Consider the following 17,457-nt stretch of genomic DNA (forward strand, 5'->3'; position numbering starts at 1 on the left):
GCCGACATGCGCCTGTCATATCTAACCATTAGTGTACTGCCGTCCTAAAATAAAACGGAATGGCACACATGCTTAAATCTCCTTACTTTCTCATTGGCGCATTAATGGCGTCTTTATTATTAAGCGCCTGTGGCGATGGCTCTGATGGTTCAGATGGCGTAGACGGTGCGGCTGGCGCACCCGGCGCGAACGGTAGCGATGGTGCCGATGGCAGCAATGCCGGCAATGGCCGCCTGCAACAAATCGGTCGTTACGAATCTGGTTTATTCGCCGCCGGCGGCGCCGAAATTGTTGCCTTCGATAGCAGCACCAACAAGCTTTTTGTGGTCAACTCCGGCGCTAACACCATCGATGTATTAGACATAGCAGACCCAAGTCAGCCCGCAAAAATAGCTACCCTTGCGGTTGCCGATCAAGACAGCGCCAGCTTCACCAGCGGCGGCGCCAACAGCGTTGCAGTTAAAAATGGCCTGCTCGCGGTAGCGGTAGAGGCCGACAACAAACAAGACGCCGGCCGCATCTACGTGTACAACACCAGCGATAACAGTTTCGCCGCCGCCTTCACCGCTGGCGCATTGCCAGACATGGTCACTTTTTCACACGATGGCCAAACCATTCTCAGTGCCAACGAGGGCGAGCCGAGTAGCGACTACAGCAACGACCCGGAAGGCTCTATCACCTTGGTAGATATTTCCGCGGGTATTACTGCCGCTGTGGTTAAACAAGCTACTTTCACCAGCTTTAACGCGAGCTTGGCAGATTTAATTGACGACGGCGTACGCATCACCGGCCCCGGCGCCAGTGTTGCGATGGACCTTGAACCTGAATACATCGCGGTTTCTCTCGACAACCAAACGGCTTATGTCACCCTGCAGGAAAATAACGCACTGGCCCTAATTGATATTGCCACAGCAACGGTCACCGATATTGTGCCGCTCGGCTACAAAGATCACAGCTTGCAAGGTATGGGTTTTGACGGCGATAAAAACGATGAATTCCCAACCATTGTGAATCAGCCGATTCTGGGTATGTACATGCCAGACAGTATTGCTGCCTACAGTTTTAACGGCAAAACCTACTTGATCACCGCCAACGAAGGCGATGGCCGCGAATATATTTACGATGCCGATAGCGCCACCTGCACTGGCGCCGGCCACACAGATTTAGGCGACGACGAGTGCTTAGCCTATGCCGATGAAGTGGCACTGGAAGATTTAAATTTAGACACCACGGTATTCACCGCCGATCAAATTTCCGAATTACAAGACGGTAAAGGCTGGGGAGATTTAACCGTAACCAACGCCACCGGCGATGCCGATAAGGATGGCAATTTCGAAGAAATCTATGCCTTCGGCGCGCGCTCTTTCAGCATTTGGAATGCCGAAGGCGACATGGTGTTCGATTCCGGCGATCAAATGGAGCAGATCGTTGCCGATCAATCACCCTTGTTTTTTAATTTGTCCAATGACAAAAACAGCACCGATAACCGCAGCGACAACAAAGGCCCAGAGCCTGAAGGTGTTGCCATTGGCACAGTAGCGGGCCGCACCTATGCGTTTATTGGCTTAGAGCGCCAAGGCGGAATTATGGTGTTTGATGTGAGCAACCCCTTCGCACCGGCCTTTGTGGAATACACCAGTAACCGCGATCTTTCCATCGACCCAGAAGAAGGCGTTGACGCCGGCGACTTAGGTCCAGAAGGTTTGGTCTTTGTCAGTGCAGAAGATAGTCCGAACGGCGAGGCGCTATTGATTGTGGGCAATGAAGTGAGCGGCACGACCACTATCTATAAAGTCCAATAATTCGAATCTCGCAAGCCTTAACAGCCCAGCTTTGCTGGGCTTTTTTTATCCCCTACCAAATACTGAAAGCTAAACTCCCCGCTTAAAGTAAGTATGAAAATTTTCAACTAGGGAATAATATCTACGTCATCCACCCCTCGCCGCAGGAGGCCAAATAAAGACCTTATTAACCAAAGTAGAATCTCCACCGGTAGCTCTACCAAAAACTCGAGCCAATCGAACCACTGACTGTTCTGATAGCGATGCCTGGGATCATCGCGTTTACTCGGCCACAACCAATACCCAAGTAAAAACGCCACCAACGCAAGTAACAACGTCGCCCAAGAAAAACCGGCGATCCACAAATCCAGCAATTGAAACAAGCCAAACAGAAACAGCACAAGCGCACCCAGTGCGCGAACATTGATCATTGCCTATCACCTCTTTACCTCAACCCCTATGCACGGCCGACAAACAACCAAGCCGATCTAAAATCTCTAGCTTGTAGAAACAGGCCACACGCCTTGTAGCTTGGTGAGTACAGCACAACGCCAAACTATCGCATGTAGGCTATTGAGCGCAATAAAAAACCCGATGTCGCCACCGGGTTTTAGTACAGCAAAGCAGTGATTACCTAGCTTGACTAAATACCGTAACGGCGCTGCCCTCCACTAACGCCGTGCCCGAAAGACCGGCCGCGTTGGCGGCACCATTGGCATCAGCAACGCGAGTCCAATTGCCGGTGGGCAAATTGACGTAGACATTATTGCCGCTGTTATACACTACGAACAAATTGTGGCTATCGCTTGGGTAAGTAATGTGCCCTGTTACCACCTGGCCGCCAAACTCTGCTGGACGAGACAGGGCCATATACTGAGCAATTTCTGCATTAGTGTTCATACGCAGGCCAGCATGGGCTTTACGCAGCGAAATTAGATCGCGAAAGTAGTTAAACGTTGGCGCATTATTGACTTTGTTATGCCATTTAATACTGTTAAAACTGTCGGGTGAGTTATAGGTATTGTGTGTTCCGCCGTGTTGGCCATAGTTCCATGCGGATGCGGTAGCTATTTGTTCGTCGGCGGTTTTGGTGCGCAAGAATTCATCACCGGCGTGCACGAAGGCAATACCTTGGCTGGTAAAAATCTGGCCCATACCAAAATTAACCACGCGCTTTGGATAAGCCAAATCCGCCGGCGGCGTTAAGCTCATGATTTGGTGCGAACCATTTTGCACCACGTTACTCGACAAGCTCAGGTACACCTTATCCCACAGGCCGAAATTATCGTGTGCGGAAATATAATTAATGCTCTGTTCTGGGTCAGCGGTGTAATTGCGAAACCAGGTGCCATTGCGACCGTCGTTACTGTTGTAGGGGGAGCCGCGCATACCGTCGTAGATTGCCCAACCACTGTCGGCCGCCGACAAATTATTGAACATAAAGCCAGTGGCCGTGCCGTCGTTATTGCCTTTAATGGCCTCGCGATAAGCACCGTTGAAAACGCCGACGTGTTCCTCTGCCATAAAACGTGTGGTGCCATAGCGCACGCGCTGACCTTCTTTTGGGTCAGAGGCGTAACCATTCCAAGGTTCGCCGTACAACAATAAATTTCGATCAGGGAATTGGCTGTTTAGGTGTGCGCCCCACTTTTCCACTTCGGCGTGGGAAAAAATGCCGATCAAATCGAAGCGAAAACCATCGATTTTATATTCCTCCACCCAGTACTGTAGCGAGTCTTGAATCATCCGGCTAACCATGGGCACATCGGCGTCGATGGAGTTTCCAGTGCCGGATAAATCCGTAGGCGTGTAATATTTACCAGAAATTTTATCGAACATCTCTTTGGCATAGGTGTGGTTATAGACCACATCCATAACGACGCGGATGCCGGCTTTGTGCAGTTCGTTAACCAGGGTTTTAAATTCCCGCGCCCGATTTTCATAATCTAGCGGGGTTTGCGAATAGCGCTCCTCCGGCACATTGAAATTGCGTGGATCATAGCCCCAGTTATAGCAAGGGTCTGAATCTGGCAGGCCATCACAGGTGGCATAATCGTAAACCGGCAACAGCTGCACATGGGTTACACCCAACTCCTTCAAGTGATCGATACCCGTTTTTACACCATTGTATTTCGTGCCCGCCTGCACCATGCCTAAATACTTTCCGCGCTTAGCGGCATCTACACCGGAACTTGGGTGGATGGTAAAGTCGCGCATGTGCACTTCATAAATGATGGCATCTTCGCGCTTGTTGAGTGCCGGCACCGAAGCCCAGCCGCCAAGGGGTTCTGTGCGTGCCATGTCCATCACAATATTGGTATCACTTTGCGGCACCGCCATTTTTCCGTAGGGGTCGCGCACTCTGTTGCCATTGACGGTGAAATAATATTCGGCGAGATGAAGGTCGCCCTCGACGCGCACTTGATACACTTCGCTATAGCCGTTGAAACTCGTCACTTTAGTCATGGCGTGATTAACACCCTCCAACACCAACGCAACATTGCTGGCATCTGGCGACCACAGTGAGAAGGTTGTACCCTCGGCGTCGTATACGGCACCCAAGGTATCTGCCGCCGCACCGCAGTTACTGGTGCATGCCACAGACTGCAAAGTGTATTGCAGCGTTTGATCGTTTACGGTGAGCAAATAGTCGCCCTGCCCGGTTAAGGAAATATCCGCACCCGCCTGGTTTAAGTAGCCATCGCCATTAGTGTCGCCATAGTTTTGCGACCAATTGCCGCTTACATCCACTTTAAAGCGCTGATTGGTTTGGCCATCGAAATGTATTTGCAGCTGCCAGGTATTATTCGCCACAAGTTCCATGGGTGTAGCTGCCCAAGCATTTGGCGTTCCGCGAAAATACAGTGATGGAAATATTTTGCTGAAACTAGCGGCACTACAGGATGCGACCTGCGTTGCATTGATCGCTTTAGTGCTACTGTTGAAAGCAATTGAATAGGCTGTATTGGCACTCACTTGGTAATCCGCTGCGGGATAATTTTCGCTCCAATCACCTAGCCTATCAATTTTAAAACGCGGCCCACCACCGGCATCACCCGCGCCAAACTGTTGGCAGGTTTCATAGGTGTTAGCGCTCACCTGGGTGAGTGCGCTGGCGGCCCAAGTGTTAGCTGTACCACGAAAAAACCAATCGGCCATAGCCGGGCTAGCACTGCTGGCGCTGACAACGCCGAGTGCCAAAATATGTGAAATCTTCATTGCTTTAACCTTGCTTATTGTTATCGGGTTAAAACAACAAACGGACATTACCGCTCCTAGTGCATACCGCCTTTACCACTCCTGACTAACGGCCAGCTAGGGCCGATTCCGTCTGTTGCAATATCATTCGGCCGCACTTTTCCACGGTAGCGTAAACACACTCCCAAAAAGATTACAGCTCGCGAATTAGAAAAAGAATGGTGCTAAGGGAAAAATACTGCAAGGGGGAGGTGCATGAATACGTATTCACTACTAGAGTTGAGCTAGAAAAGAATTAATTAGCCTGAACATTAAGCGCGTGCCGGCGCTGAACTACATTGATCTAGATAGCGATAAGCGATAACACACTCAACGACAGTCAACTTAGCTGTGTTTTTTAGCGTACACCCGATACACAATCGCAAGCGACAAACAAATAGCGGCAGGAAACAACAGGGCAAAAAATTGGTAGTCGGCGTATAGCAACGCGCCAAGCGTGCCGCCAACAATAAAACCTACAATAATTAGAACAAAAAGTAGAGCCTTGCGCTGATCTAAAGGCTGCCCCCGCAGAAGTGACCCAATCATAATACCCAAGTCAGTGAAAATACCGGTGACATGAGTCGTTCTTACCACCGCACCGCTATAGGTTGTCGCTAATGCATTTTGTAAACCGCACGCAGCCGATGCAAAAAAGTGGCCAGAGAAATTACCGTTTGAAAGGAGCCCTAGCGCGGCCAGCAATAACACGGCCTCCAACATAAGTGCCGAATCGTAATGCCTACCAAGCTTCAATGTTGAGCCGTGCAAGAGAAAACCAGCAATGGAGGAACCCATCACAAAAGAAGCAAGCACGCCTAGCAAGTGAAAAGTATGCTGAAGTGATGTATTCAGGAAGCTCGTGCCCAACAGCGTTGCCGTACCCGAAAGATGGGAAACCGATTGATGCTCAAAACCTAGCAGGCCAATAGCGTTAACGACACCAGCCACCAGCGCCAGTACAAACGCTCCTAGCTCAACCCATTTGGGTAATTGTGAAATCAATTCAAAAGTACTCCCCTATCCATAGCCAGGCGGTAGATCGCTTCTGCAAGCTACAAGGCGGGAGGCCGCCCCCTACAAGCTACAAAAAATTACATCAAGTGGTACAAAGCCAAGTATTTTCACATTGTGTAACTGCACCCTACACACAATCCGATCGCTAGTTTGAAAATACGTTAAAAAGCCTTAATCATTGAACGGGATATCAACCAGGCTGCGATATTGGCTTTCGCCAAATCGGTAAACGGTTCCAACGCTGCCACTTGCTTCAACTGGAGCACCGGCAGTTCCACCAGCAAGCCCTCTTCCTCATCCGCATAGGCGCCAGTAAAATCAGCCGGCACGCCTAAGTAATTAATTTGCAACGCGCCGTTGTCGGTTTCTTGGGTGATGGTGACCAATGTAGTTTCGGGAATGACTAAGCTCAAACCAGACTCCTCCAAAAATTCCCGCTGTGCCGTTAGTTTTAGGTTATTGCTATCGCCTATCAACCCCTCGTTGCCTCTGCTCTTGTCTGCGGGTATCAGCTCTGTGAGCGATGGGTTGAAACCGCCACCCAGCAAGCTTAGAAAGCCGGGAAATAGATGGCTGCTGGCGCCGCGTTTTTGCAGCAGCAAGCTGCCACTCGCTTGACAGTAAGACAATACATTAGCGGCTAAAACGGCCGGCATTTTCCCCAACTGGCGTAACGCCAGCATCTCCGAGTAACGCACCACTTGGTAATGCATTTCCTCCGTTAACCCCTCTCGCCCTGTATCAACCAGCGCGTGCCATTCATCCACCTTTAAGGTGGTGCGAATAGCTTCGGCAAGGGCAAGGCATTCGCGATCGAGTGCTAAAAAACCGGCGTTAATTAGGCGGGGGCTGTGCTGGGCAATGCCGAGGAAACGCAAGTGTAAGTCATGCGCAACACACCAATGATTCAACTGTTCGAGCGATGGCAAGCCAGTCATAGGGCAGACTCTGCCACTATCGATAAACCACGCTCGGTAACCGTGATTTGCGCCTTAATACGATAGACTTCGGCTAAGTTTTTATCGGTCAACACCTGCTCAGGCGTGCCGTCTGCTACTAGATGACCTTGGTGCAACAGCAGGATGCGATCGCAAAAACGCGCAGTGAGAGAGAGATCGTGCAGCGCCGCAATCACCAATCCAGTTTCCGATTTGGTTTTTAACAATTGCATAATCTGTAGCTGATGCAGAGGGTCTAAAGCCGCAATGGGTTCATCGGCTAACCAGATATCGGCTACCGTGGCAAATAAGCGCGCGCACTGTACCCGGCGCAACTCGCCACCCGATAGGGTATCGACCGAGCGCTGAGCTAGAGCTTCCACGTCGGCGGCCTGCAAGGCCAAGCGAATTAACCCGGCGTCCGCTTTCAAGGCTGCATCAATGCTGCCGGTGTGCGGTAGGCGTCCGAGTGCAACCAAGGCTTCGGCGCTGATCGACCAAGCGGGTGCTTCCTGCTGCGCCAACAACGCCAGGGTTTTTGCGCGGGCTTTGGCGGGCCACTGGCCGAGTATTTTCTGATTTAATAGCACTTCCCCTGCGCTCGGTTTTAACAAACCCGATAAACATTTGAGCAAGGTACTTTTACCGGCGCCGTTCGGTCCAATTAAACCGATCAACTCGCCTTTGGCTGCAGAAAAACTGATGTCCTTTAGCAATGTTTTATCCGCCACACCGAAACACAGATGTTGACTCTCAAGCCCTGTCACAATCGACCCTTCTTCGCATATTATTTGGATAATTCAAATTAGAAATGGACGGCGTCAAACCATGTGACGCTTGCCTTTCACCAGTAGATAGATAAAAAACGGCGCACCCAACAAGGCGGTAACCACACCCAGTTTTAATTCGCGCACAACATCGATATGACGCACGAGAATATCCGCACAGAGTAGTAGCAAGGCGCCGCCGAGGGCCGAATAAACTAACAGTTTACCGGGCTGGTGATCCGCCCAACTGCGCAACAAGTGCGGCACCATCAAGCCGATAAAACCAATGGCGCCACTCACCGCCACACCACCACCCACGGCGAGTGCGATACCGGCGAGCAATAAGACGCGCTCGCGCGCGCCGTCAAAACCCAAGCTGGTTGCCGTATCATCGCCTAGGGTCAGCGCATCTAAATAGGCCTTGCGCGAAAAAATCAGCAGCATCCCCAACACGCAGGTGGGCAGTGCTACGGCTACGTGATCCATGGAGCGATTCGCCAAAGAACCCATTAACCAGAAAATAATTTCTTGTAGCGCAAATAAATTTTTAGAAAAATTTAACGCGACGGCCACCAGCGCACCAAAAAGCGAGTTAAGGGCAACACCGGCAAGAATTAACACCAACACACTTTGGCTACGCCCAGCCAAGCCGTAAATAGCAAGCAGGGCAATCAGGCTACCCAGCATGGCAGCAGCTGGCAGCACTAACCAGCCGAGCGAGGTCAAACCAAAGTACAGCGTAATCACCGCGCCCAGCGCAGCGCCAGAAGACACCCCCAATACACCGGGTTCGGCCAGGGGGTTACGCAATAAACCCTGCATGGCGGCGCCACTCATCCCCAGGGCCGCACCCACCACCAAGGCTAAGAGCGTGCGCGGTAAGCGCACATCGAACACGATACTGCGCCCGGCGCTCAATGTCCCAGCCAATAGATCTTGCGTAGCCTGCCAAACCGACACATCCACGGCGCCCAAGGTGAGCGACACAAGAACCAAAAAACATAAACCGACGACTAACAAAAAACTCTTCAAGATACGTCCCTTGCAAGGCCAAGCCGCAATTCAATCAAGGCAGACATTAGTGCATTTATATTTGGCGCTGGGCAAACGGTTAGGTTGCCCGGCAAAGCTGCGAGGGCACCGCCTTTCATGGCGCGCGCCAAAGCCGGGTGCCGCAACACTTCATGGGCGACAGAGAAATGCTTGGCGGCCACTTGGTCGACGATCAATAAATCTGGCGGGTTCAACACCAGCTTCTCTAAATCTATACTGGCAAAACCTTGTATACCCTGTTGCACAGCCCAGTTATGGAACCCGGCCAAGCTGAGCAATTCATCCTCCAAGGTGCCGTTACCCGGAGCAATATGGTTAGGGCCCAGCATGAGCGCGCTGGGTTTAGCGCTCACGGGGGTAAGCCGATTATCGGCTTCCAGTTGCAACTTGCGCGCTTGCCACTGGCTCGAGAATTCAACTAATGCCGGCGGGTTGTTCAATATCTCTGCCATGCGGGCGAGGTGTGCATCGATATCGGCCAGCTTTTGCGGCAAAGGCACGCGCAGTACCGGGTAGCCCAGCGCTAGCAGCAGCTCAACGGCCTCGCGCGCGCCGTATTCCCCCGCCAACACCAGCCGAGGTTTTAGCGGGATGATTTCCTCCACTAAACCATGATTGCGGTGCAGCCCCTGCGCTTGAAGCGCCAGCGGCGACATAAGCGGGTTGTCGGCAAAATAGGTCACGCTGGCGATCTGATCCCGCCCGGCAAAGCGCAGCAGCATTTGATCAACGCAAAGATTAACGCTAACCAAGCCTCCCGAGGAACTCGCCGGCAGCGAAGAACCTGACTCGGCGTGGCTCCGCGCTGCGACCAAGCCACTACACAAAAGCAGAAATAAACAAGCCCACAGCGAGGGCTGCAGGCAGCGCACCTTATTCAGTTGCTGCGCCGGCGCAGGCGCCTTTGGTCCAGCTGGTTAACCCCATACTCGCCGCGCGGCAGGCGTTGCTGTGGGTCTTGCCATCACAGCCACAAACCGGGGTGTAATCCATCGTGCACATGCGGTTGGGGTTGATTTTGCTGGCATCGATACACGCGACAGCCTCGGCAACCGGCGGCTTCTCTAGCCCGGTATCTGTGGTCACGGCAGTCTGGGCAATAGGCGCTCGTTCTTGGCCGCAGGCATTAAGCACTAGCGCTAACAGCACAAACGCGGCGATTGAGGTGGCTGATAAAATACGTTTAAACATGGGTACCCTCCCTAAGAGTGCGTCATTATAGGGATAGGCCTAGGCCAGTTAAAAGCGACATTTCACAGAAGCTGTATGCAAAGGCGACTACACTTTAGCTCTGTTGATTAACATGCTCAGGTATACACGATGGATAAGCAGCAAGAGCGCCGGCGTTTCGTGCGCGTTTCCTTCCAAGAGCCGGTACTCCTCTCGCAAAACGGCAACACATGGTCATGTGAGCTGATCGATATATCGCTCAAGGGCGCGCTGCTGCAGCCCCCGGTCGATTGCACACCGATAGCGGACGACGCACTAACGCTGACACTGGCGCTGGACGACAACAACGCGATTCAAATGATCGGCTCATTGGTACACCAACAAGATGAGCAACTCGGCTTATATTGCGAGCGCATAGACATAGATAGCATGGCGCACCTGAGAAAGCTGATAGAATTGAACACCGGTGACCCAAGCGCAGCAGAGCGAGAGTTCAAGCGCTTAGGGCAGGCAGATTAGCGGTTAAACATTAAGTATATGGGAACTCGACTTTTTTGGTACCATAGTGCAATACCGTGCCAACGCCCCGCCTTTTCTGGCAGATGCCGGCACAGATGACAACAAAAGGTGATGAGGTATGACATTCACAGGTACAGAAGGGCGGGAGCGCCGCTACTTCCCGAGAGTTAGCTACCGCGCTTACGCGACCCTAACCACCACCCAAACAAAATTCGACGTGCATATCGTTGATGTATCGTTTAACGGCGCCTTGGCAGCCCTGATTCGGCCGCATACGCTATCGCCAGGCGAAGAAATCATCCTGACCATCGAAGCTAGCGAAGGTAATTTGATTAAAATGCAGGGCAAGCTGGCGCACCAGCGCGACCACATGCTGGGCATCGAATGTCGCGCCCTAGGCATCGATAATCAAGCCAGGCTGCGCGAACTCCTGAAGAAAGAATCCGAGCGACAAAATGAGCGCAGCGTTAAAGCCATGATGGACGATCACGATCAACGCAGCTAGAACCTGCCCCTGCAGTGGTATCAATCTGCCACTGCAAAGCCCTCCTTAAAGCCCACCTCAATGTAAGTTTAAACCTAACTTAGGTTGATATCCCACAAGGTGTAACTCGGTAAATTTGTTAAGATGCCTTCAGATTTTACGGGGGACACACCTTGCGCACCTTTGGCCTTTGCTTTTTACTCTTGCTGACGCTGGCAACAGAGACCCTGGCAGAGCCCTTGCGTATCGCCGTGGCGAGTAACTTTAAACCCGCGCTCGAGCAGCTACTACCGGCATTTAGCGCCAATCACCCAGACACGAAAATTACCCTTAGCGCCGGCGCGTCGGGGCAACTCTTCACCCAAGTTTCGCAGGGCGCTCCTTTCGACCTGTTTTTGTCTGCCGATGCTGTCTACCCGAGCAAGCTTCATGCACAAGGCCTAGCGTTCGCACCTCTGCCCTATGCCAATGGCAGGTTGCTGTTGCTCAGCCGTACACCCGCCAGCCAATGGCAAGGTGCGGTACAAAACGCCGCGCGCGTCGCCCTCGCCAACCCTACGCTGGCGCCCTATGGCGCGGCAGCAAAATCCTTACTCGAAGGCGCTGGCTTGTGGCGACAGCCGAATCTAAAAGCGCCGGTTTTAGCGAGTAATATCGCCCAAGTACAACAGTGGTTTGACACCGGTAATGTAGATGTCGCCTTTGCTGCGGCAGCGCTTTTTAAACCCGATGACAGCACCCAGGTTTTTGATCTGACGGCACTACTTGAACACCCTATTGAGCAACACCTAGTCATTCTTAAGCGCAGCAGATTACAAGCCAGCGCCACCGAATTTTGTGATTACCTGCGTAGCCAGCCAGTTCAACAGCAACTCAAACAACTCGGCTATTCGCCCATCGCCACCCCTAACCGCGAGGCAGCCGATATCTAATGCCATTACCTGCAGCCTCGGTGCAAGCTATTTTACTGACACTAGAATTAGCATTTATCAGTACCTTACTGTTACTCATACTGGCGACTCCGCTAGCCTGGTGGCTGCAAAAATCTCACGCTTGGTACGCTCGAGTAACCGAAATTATTGTTGCTTTACCGCTCGTGTTGCCGCCGACGGTGATTGGCTTTTATCTATTAATTGCCTTCTCGCCTAACCATTGGCTCGGCGCGCAGTGGCTGGCGATTACCGGTCAAACCCTCGCCTTTAGTTTTACCGGGCTAGTGCTCGGCTCCATGATCTATTCCCTGCCGTTTGTCGTGCAACCACTGCAATCCGCCTTCGCTCAATTGGATAAAGGCTTATTGGAAATGGCGCAGGTGCAACAACTCAATCTTGCCCAGCAATTTCGCCACATTATTTTCCCCTTGTGCAAACGCGGCTTTATCGGCGCCGCCGTACTCGGCTTTGCCCACACCATGGGCGAGTTTGGTGTCGTACTGATGATTGGCGGCAATCTACCCAATGAAACCCAAGTCGCCTCTATCGCCATTTTTGATGCGGTAGAAAGCTTGAATTATTCCGCCGCGCATCAATTATCTCTGGTCATGTTAGCAATCGCCGTTGCGGCATTGCTTACCCTTTATTGGCGCAAAGGTGCGGCTAGATGAGCTTGCGCGCAAACATAAAGGTACTCAGCGGCAGTCTCGATTGCGCACTACCGGCAACCGGCATCACCGTTATTTTTGGCGAGTCTGGCTGCGGTAAAACCACCTTGCTGCGCACATTGATCGGGCTTGAGAAAGCGGCGGGTAGCATTTTTCTTGGATCAACGACTTGGCAGGACGCACAGAGATTTATCACGCCGAGTCAGCGCCATATTGCGGTGGCTTTTCAAGAGCCGCGCCTGCTGGCACACAAAACTGCGCTCGAAAACATACTGCTAGGCCAGCAAAACACAACTAAGGCCTGCCACTATGACGCAATCACCAAGGCGCTCGATCTCGACCGGCTCCTGCATCAAAAGGCGCAGTCTTTATCCGGTGGCGAGCAACATCGCGTGGCATTGGCAAGAGCGTTAAGTAAAGATGCTTGCGCCGTATTTCTCGATGAGCCGCTCACGGGACTGGATCAGCAAAGACGCAAAGCGGCAATGGGACTTATCCAACAGGCTGCCGAAACAAAGCCCGTGCTTCTGGTCACTCATCAACTGGATGAGCTTTTAGCCTTGGCGCAATATTTAATTTTGATGGGTAAAAACCAAACCCTTTGCGGAGAGATAGACGCACTTATTAACGAGCCGATACTGACCCAACAACGGGGCCACGAATACAGTATTTTAACCGGCCCACTTCAGCCCAACCCCGCGAGCGATTTGCACGCTATTGACCTCGGTGCTGGGCAGACATTGCGCATCACCCCCAAGATTCACGCAGCGGGGACGGACAAAATCCGCGTCGCCATAGACGCCCGAGATGTTAGCCTTAGCCTCAGCCGCGCCGAAGACTCGAGCATTATGAATATCTTGGCGGCTAAGGTTGTTGAACTTCAACCGGCCCATGAAGGCGCCATAAAAGTCACCTTAAATCTAGGCTCCCAACTATTGCGCGCGCTTATTTCTAGCCACTCAGCTCAAAAACTCGCGCTCAAACCCGGCCTCGCTTTGTTTGCGCAAATTAAGGCCACAGTGCAGATACGTTAACCCATTGGGCAACAATCATTGAGAATAAAACGGTAAGTCACTCATGCTAGGTTTCAAAAAAGTACCGCGCCAATGCCGCATTGCCGTGAGCCTATTGCTCTTAGCGATGCAAGCTACACCAAGCTTTGCCGTTGAGCCACAGCCGAGAATGTGGAGCCACCTACCCATGGATCGCAACTTTGCTGGCATCGCCTTTGCCCACACTGACGCCGATATCGCTTTTGACCCAACCTTGAAGCTTGAAGATGTAAAAATGTCTTTAGATGTTGTGGCGGCTAAATATATCCGAAGCTTCGAGGCCTTTGGCAAGTCGGCGCGGGTAGACGTTACCCAGCCCTTCATGCGCGGAAAATGGTCCGGTTTACTCGATGGCAGCCCAGCTTCTACCTCACGCCAAGGCTTCGGCGACACTTTCGTGCGCTTCTCCACGAATTTATACGGAGCACCACCTCTCGCCGGCAAAGCATTTGGTGCCTACCGCGCCGGCGCGCAAAGCGAAACGATTGTGGGCGCAGGCGTGGTATTTCGCCTGCCCACTGGAGATTATCACAGCGATAAACTCATCAACTTAGGTCAAAATCGCTACGCCATCAGACCGCAACTTGGCGTTACCCATTCGCGCGGACCATGGAGCGCAGAAATCACCGGTGAAATTGGCTTCTATGGCGACAATGATGATTTCTTTGGCGGCAAAACCCTGAGTCAAAAGCCGCTGTATATTATGCACGCCCATCTAATCCGCAGCTTTAGTCCTGGCCAGTGGCTAGCGCTTAGCATGGGTTATGACTACGGCGGTGAGAACCAAGTGAACGGCGTTGAAAAAAATGACGATAAACGCGATACCGGTTGGAAGTTAAGCTATGTTCACCCACTTAATCGCGCCACCAGCGTTAACATTTCCTATTTGAATATCGATACTAAAAACGCCACCGGCATGCATTCAAATACACTGGTTGCCGCATTGTCTTTAGCTTGGTAACCCCCGCGTTTTTAAACACATAAAAAAAGCCGGCATTGCCGGCTTTTTTTACTATCGAGGCTTACTTCTTCGAGCGCTTGCGCTCGTTTTCCGTCAATAGCTTTTTACGCAGACGAATACTTTGCGGCGTCACTTCAACCAACTCATCGTCTTCAATGAACTCAAGTGCTTGCTCGAGTGTATGACGCACCGGTGGCGACAAAGTCAGTGCTTCATCAGTACCCGAGGCGCGCACGTTAGTCAGCTGCTTGGCCTTAGTCGGGTTTACCACTAGGTCGTTACCGCGACTGTGCAAGCCCACAATTTGACCTTCGTAAACTTCAACTGCGGCACCGAGGAACAAGCGACCGCGATCTTGCAGCGGGTATAAGCCATAGGCCAGAGTTTTACCCTTAACCATAGACACCAACACGCCGTTTATTCGCTTGGCCACTTCGCCATCTTTAACCGGGCCGTAGTGATCGAAGATGCTGGTCATGATGCCTGAACCGGAGGTCAGGGTCAGGAACAAACCGCGGAAGCCGATCAAGCCGCGCGACGGCGCCATGAATTCCAACTTAACGCGACCTTGCCCATCTGGCTCCATGTTAGTTAGCTCGGCTTTACGCAAACCTAACTCAGACATGATGGCGCCTTGATGCTGCTCTTCAACATCAATCACTACCTGTTCGAAGGGCTCCATGATGACGCCATCGATCTCTTTCTGAATTACTTCAGGGCGCGACACACCTAGCTCGAAACCTTCGCGACGCATGTTTTCAATCAGTACCGACAAGTGCAATTCGCCGCGACCCGACACGATAAACTTATCGGCGGTGTCGCCTTGCTTAACGCGCAGCGCCACGTTGTGGATCAACTCCTGATCCAAGCGGTCTTTGATATTGCGCGAGGTCACGAACTTGCCTTCTTTACCGGCAAACGGTGAATCGTTTACTTGGAAGGTCATGCTTACCGTTGGCTCGTCGACCATCAGCGCCGGCATAGCTTCTACGGCTTGCGGGTTACACACTGTGTCGGAAATATTTAAACCTTCGATACCGGTGATACACACGATATCGCCGGCGTAAGCCTGTGGCACTTCAACACGCTCGAGACCGTGGTAGCCCATCACTTGAAGAATCTTGCCCTTGCGCTGCTTGCCATCGATGCCAACCACAACCACTTGCTCGTTGGTTTTGATGCTACCGCGGGTAATACGGCCGACGCCGATAACGCCAACGTAGGAGTTGTAATCCAGGGCAGAAATTTGCATCTGCAGCGGACCGTCGCGGTCAACCGCTGGCGGCTTCACTTTGTCGACGATTAGCTGGAACAGGGGCGTCATATCTTCGGCCATATTGTCCAGTTCCATACCGGCAATACCGTTTAACGCCGAGGCGTAAATCACCGGAAAGTCCAACTGCTCGTCGGTGCCGCCTAAGCGGTCGAACAAGTCAAACACTTGATCCATTACCCAATCCGGACGCGCGCCTGGACGATCCACCTTGTTGATCACAACAATGGGGTTCAAGCCCTTTTCGAAGGCCTTAGAGGTGACGAAGCGGGTTTGTGGCATGGGGCCGTCAACGGCGTCAACCAGCAAACACACACAGTCCACCATGGACAGCACGCGCTCAACTTCGCCGCCGAAATCGGCGTGGCCGGGGGTATCCACGATATTAATGTGGTAGCCGTTCCACTCAATGGCGGTGTTTTTCGCCAAAATGGTAATACCGCGCTCACGCTCTTGGTCGTTGGAGTCCATGATGCGCTCGGTGCCTGCACTCTTGCGATCGAGGGTACCGGACTGGCTCAGCAGCTTGTCCACAAGGGTGGTCTTGCCATGGTCAACGTGGGCGATGATGGCAATATTACGTAGTTTCTCGATCACAACAGGAGTCTCTTGAAAAATAAGGATGTAAAACAAAGGGCGCGCATTATACCGGTGTCGGTGCTCAATAAACAGTCAGCAATGCAATGAATCTGAAAATTGAACATTGGCATCTCATTCATCTAAACTGTAAACAACACTTCTAAAAGGCGTAACCTTGACCGAAAAGTTTCTTTTATTTGGCGGATGGACCTGCATTTCAGCGCTTTGGCGGTCGGCTTGCGTCGCGCTTATTACAGCGTTATTAGCGGGGCCGGCGAACGGTGCGGAGCCACTCACTTACAACTTCGTCAAACTGCCACCCTTCCAATATCAACCCGACAAAGCCGATAGCGAAGCCCAAGGCGTAACCATCGACCTGCTGCGCGCCGCTGCGCAGGATATTGACCTGGCGATAATCTACCAACAAATACCGCGCCAACGGATGATCAACGCGGCCAGCACGGGGCAAATGCAGATTTCACTGGTCAGCAGGCGATTCATTTCTCCCATGCAAGCGCACTACCTCTGTAGCAGTGAAGCGCTAACTCAGGTAAAACCGACGCTCTACATCAATCCCCAGCTACACCCCAATATTCAGGGCCCGGACGACCTTACCGATGAGCTGGTGTACGCGCCTTATTCTACCAGCGGCAGCCTGATTAACCTGTTACCGGCGAGCGTCAAGCGCGACGACAGCAACCGAGACACTGTGGTCAGTAGTCTATTCAGCAAGGGCCGAGCCGGCCTGGTGGTAAACTTCAAAGAAAATATGGACATGCTGCTACAGCGCTCGCCACCGGGCTTTCCCTATCGCAGCGTTGAGTTAGCCGCGCTCGATATTTTGCTGTGCATCAACAAAAATATCGACAACCACGAAGCGATTCATCAAGCGTTAGAGCGGGCGCTGTTGCGCGTTGCCAACAGCGACACAGGCCAAGCTATTTATAACAAGCATCAATTACAGTTAGATTTCATTGCAGCACCCACCGCTGCAACAGAATCTAACTAATCACTAAACGCCAAACA

General features: G+C 52.1%; 17 protein-coding genes. 8 read left to right on the forward strand and 9 right to left on the reverse strand.

What is annotated here, in order from left to right:
- The first annotated feature begins 68 nt into the window (after positions 1–68).
- A complete protein-coding gene (locus tag QWY82_RS01055) occupies positions 69–1,802 on the forward strand; it encodes a choice-of-anchor I family protein (RefSeq protein ID WP_290259263.1) in 1,734 nt (577 codons plus the stop codon).
- A gap of 107 nt (positions 1,803–1,909) precedes the next feature.
- Here the strand turns inward: QWY82_RS01055 and QWY82_RS01060 are convergent, their stop codons facing one another.
- From QWY82_RS01060 to QWY82_RS01095, 8 genes are all read right to left on the reverse strand, one after another.
- Positions 1,910–2,212: a hypothetical protein gene (locus QWY82_RS01060; protein ID WP_290259264.1), complete on the reverse strand. Its 303-nt coding sequence runs from the start codon at positions 2,210–2,212 to the stop codon at positions 1,910–1,912.
- A gap of 199 nt (positions 2,213–2,411) precedes the next feature.
- Entirely contained in the window at positions 2,412–5,000 is a 2,589-nt protein-coding gene (locus QWY82_RS01065; protein WP_290259265.1) for an alpha-amylase family glycosyl hydrolase, read from the reverse strand.
- A 363-nt stretch (positions 5,001–5,363) separates the two neighbouring features.
- A complete protein-coding gene (locus QWY82_RS01070; RefSeq protein ID WP_290259266.1) occupies positions 5,364–6,023 on the reverse strand; it encodes a YoaK family protein in 660 nt (219 codons plus the stop codon).
- A gap of 173 nt (positions 6,024–6,196) precedes the next feature.
- Entirely contained in the window at positions 6,197–6,973 is a 777-nt protein-coding gene (locus QWY82_RS01075; protein ID WP_290259267.1) for a hypothetical protein, read from the reverse strand.
- A complete protein-coding gene (locus QWY82_RS01080; protein WP_290259268.1) occupies positions 6,970–7,740 on the reverse strand; it encodes an ABC transporter ATP-binding protein in 771 nt (256 codons plus the stop codon). The genes QWY82_RS01075 and QWY82_RS01080 overlap by 4 nt, the downstream gene beginning before the upstream one ends.
- Before the next feature lie 54 nt (positions 7,741–7,794).
- Positions 7,795–8,772 (reverse strand): FecCD family ABC transporter permease, encoded by a 978-nt coding sequence (locus QWY82_RS01085; protein WP_290259269.1) that lies wholly within the window; start codon positions 8,770–8,772, stop codon positions 7,795–7,797.
- Positions 8,769–9,608 carry an ABC transporter substrate-binding protein gene (locus QWY82_RS01090; RefSeq protein ID WP_290259270.1) on the reverse strand — a complete coding sequence of 280 codons (840 nt, stop codon included), beginning with the start codon at positions 9,606–9,608 and terminating at the stop codon, positions 8,769–8,771. The genes QWY82_RS01085 and QWY82_RS01090 overlap by 4 nt, the downstream gene beginning before the upstream one ends.
- 58 nt (positions 9,609–9,666) lie before the next feature.
- A complete protein-coding gene (locus QWY82_RS01095; RefSeq protein WP_290259271.1) occupies positions 9,667–9,984 on the reverse strand; it encodes a Kazal-type serine protease inhibitor family protein in 318 nt (105 codons plus the stop codon).
- Positions 9,985–10,113: 129 nt separating this feature from the next.
- Here QWY82_RS01095 and QWY82_RS01100 point away from each other — a divergent pair, with 129 nt between their 5' ends.
- The 6 genes from QWY82_RS01100 (at position 10,114) to QWY82_RS01125 (ending at position 14,579) form a co-directional block, all read left to right on the forward strand.
- Positions 10,114–10,482, forward strand: coding sequence for a PilZ domain-containing protein (locus QWY82_RS01100; protein ID WP_290259272.1), 369 nt, complete (start codon positions 10,114–10,116; stop codon positions 10,480–10,482).
- A gap of 118 nt (positions 10,483–10,600) precedes the next feature.
- Positions 10,601–10,987, forward strand: coding sequence for a PilZ domain-containing protein (locus QWY82_RS01105; protein WP_290259273.1), 387 nt, complete (start codon positions 10,601–10,603; stop codon positions 10,985–10,987).
- A gap of 152 nt (positions 10,988–11,139) precedes the next feature.
- Complete coding sequence (modA, locus tag QWY82_RS01110; RefSeq protein ID WP_290259274.1) at positions 11,140–11,898, forward strand: molybdate ABC transporter substrate-binding protein; 759 nt, start codon at positions 11,140–11,142, stop codon at positions 11,896–11,898.
- On the forward strand, positions 11,898–12,569 hold the full coding sequence (modB, locus tag QWY82_RS01115) for a molybdate ABC transporter permease subunit (RefSeq protein WP_290259275.1): 672 nt from the start codon (positions 11,898–11,900) through the stop codon (positions 12,567–12,569). The genes modA and modB overlap by 1 nt, the downstream gene beginning before the upstream one ends.
- A complete protein-coding gene (locus tag QWY82_RS01120) occupies positions 12,566–13,600 on the forward strand; it encodes an ATP-binding cassette domain-containing protein (protein ID WP_290259276.1) in 1,035 nt (344 codons plus the stop codon). The genes modB and QWY82_RS01120 overlap by 4 nt, the downstream gene beginning before the upstream one ends.
- A 43-nt stretch (positions 13,601–13,643) precedes the next feature.
- The gene (locus QWY82_RS01125; protein WP_290259277.1) at positions 13,644–14,579 is read left to right on the forward strand and encodes a transporter; all 936 of its coding nucleotides are present in this window, start codon (positions 13,644–13,646) and stop codon (positions 14,577–14,579) included.
- Between the two features lie 61 nt (positions 14,580–14,640).
- Here QWY82_RS01125 and typA read toward each other — a convergent pair whose 3' ends face one another.
- Complete coding sequence (typA, locus tag QWY82_RS01130) at positions 14,641–16,449, reverse strand: translational GTPase TypA (RefSeq protein WP_290259278.1); 1,809 nt, start codon at positions 16,447–16,449, stop codon at positions 14,641–14,643.
- Positions 16,450–16,606: 157 nt separating this feature from the next.
- Here typA and QWY82_RS01135 point away from each other — a divergent pair, with 157 nt between their 5' ends.
- Positions 16,607–17,440: a transporter substrate-binding domain-containing protein gene (locus QWY82_RS01135; RefSeq protein ID WP_290259279.1), complete on the forward strand. Its 834-nt coding sequence runs from the start codon at positions 16,607–16,609 to the stop codon at positions 17,438–17,440.
- The last annotated feature ends 17 nt before the right edge of the window (positions 17,441–17,457 follow it).

Origin of the sequence: Simiduia curdlanivorans (assembly GCF_030409605.1) — a bacterium.
GTDB lineage: Bacteria > Pseudomonadota > Gammaproteobacteria > Pseudomonadales > Cellvibrionaceae > Simiduia > Simiduia curdlanivorans.